This is a genomic window from Streptomyces sp. NPDC004721, assembly GCF_053601495.1.
The window spans coordinates 1-1736 of the sequence record NZ_JBSGBZ010000150.1 but is presented as its reverse complement, the minus strand read 5'-3'; the positions used below and the strand labels follow the sequence as shown (position 1 = coordinate 1736).

The following is a 1736-nucleotide window of genomic DNA, read 5'->3' as shown; positions in this document are numbered from 1 at the left end:
CGTCGGTCAATGTCACCTCGGCCACCGGCCGTCCCCTACGCGCCACGCGGACAGCCTACAAATATTCATCGAACTTCAGGCGCAGAACACTAGGACATCGGAGCCGACGCAATGCGAAACGGCACCCGACAGGTGATGCGGGATCAAAGTCGGTGTGAGCTGCGGTGCTTCACCGCTCGTACCGCGGCCGCCGGAGGGGCGAGCCCCAGGTGGAACGGTCAGGGGCCGTTGTCTTCGCGACGCCCACCAGGTTCCCCGCGGGTCCCCGCACGATCGGGCACGGACGACTTCTGATCCGTAGGATCGGGCAACCCGTTTGGAGGGCGGCCCGCCTCCTCCCTGAGTGATCGCCCACAGTGGTGATCATCGGCCTCTGTGTGCCGTCGTTGCCGTCAGGGTTGCCGTCACTTACGGATTACTGATGGTCGGACCGCCGTGCAAGCGGAAGGTTTCACAGAACCTTTGGCCACGGATATTCTCCGGCGATGTCGAATCAGTCAGTGACAGCGGGAGTCGCTCTCGCCGGTGTGATGGCGCACTGCGGTGGGAGCCCGGTCGGCGCCGTGGAGTTTCTGGTGGGGGCGATAGCCGCTGCGCCGACGGCCCCGGAGCCCTATGCGTCCCTCGCCGAGTTGTGGCGGGACCGGCGCTCGGAGCTGAAGGAGGGCCTCGAAGGGGACGGCTCCTTGAGCGCTGTGCTGGCCCAGGCGTACTTCCTGTTCCTCGACGAGGACGCCATCGCCGGGACTTCGCCACCATCGACGTGCCCGCCCAGCTGGCAGCCGACCTGGCATTACTCACCGCCCACCGCACCGACACGGTCACCGACCGGGTACGGATGATCAACCGGCTACGCGACGTGCTCACCGGCATGTTCCCCGCCCTGGAGCGGGCCTTCGACTACTCGGCCCGCAAGGCTGCCCTCTTGTTGCTGACGGGCTACCAGACCCCGGCTGCCATCCGCCGCCGCGGCCAAGCCCGCCTGACAGCCTGGCTGGCCAATCGAGATGTCCGTGACGCGGACAGTGTGGCCGCGACGGCCGTGGAAGCGGCCCGGGCCCAGCACACCGTGCTGCCCGGCGAGGACACCGCTGCACAGATCGTCGCCGACCTGGCTACTCAGATCCTGGCCCTGGACGACCGGCTCAAGCGCATCGACCGGCAGATCCACGACGCCTTCCGCACCCATCCACAGGCCGAGATCATCGAGTCCCTGCCCGGAATGGGGCCCATCCTCGGAACCGAGTTCGTCGTTGCCGCGGGCGACCTCACCGCCTACGCCGACGCCGGCCACCTGGCCTCAGCCGCCGGGCTGGTCCCCGTCCCACGCGATTCCGGCCGCCGCACCGGCAACCTGCACCGCCCCAAGCGCTACAGCCGCCGCCTACGCAGAGTCTTCTACCTCTCCGCGCAGACCAGCATCATCCGCGACGGCCCCAACCGGGAGTACTACCTCAAGAAACGCGGCGAGGGCTGCAAACACGTCCAGGCCGTCATCGCCCTCGCACGACGCCGCACCAGTGTGCTGTGGGCCCTCCTACGCGACCACCGGGCCTTCACTCCCACCCCGCCCATCACGCAGACGGCTTGACTCAGCCCAACGCCACAAAGCCGGCAGCGTGGTTGAGGCCGGTGGGGCTCAGAAGCCGTATCTCAACCGATCATGGAACGTGCGGGTCGAACAGGTTTCCCGACGGGGTGATCTTCCCGTTGTGCGCGCATGAAGACAGGGCCCC

1 protein-coding gene and 1 pseudogene are annotated in these 1736 nt (G+C 67.7%); both read left to right on the top strand.

Features of this window, described 5'->3' with window-relative positions; all coding sequences use genetic code 11:
• Positions 1 to 485 precede the first annotated feature (485 nt).
• Positions 486 to 842, top strand: coding sequence for a hypothetical protein (locus ACWEK3_RS42350; protein WP_453252269.1), 357 nt, complete (start codon positions 486 to 488; stop codon positions 840 to 842).
• Positions 728 to 1591: pseudogene (locus tag ACWEK3_RS42345) on the top strand (IS110 family transposase); the annotation flags it as partial. The gene ACWEK3_RS42350 and the pseudogene ACWEK3_RS42345, both read left to right, overlap by 115 nt.
• Positions 1592 to 1736: the final 145 nt, after the last annotated feature.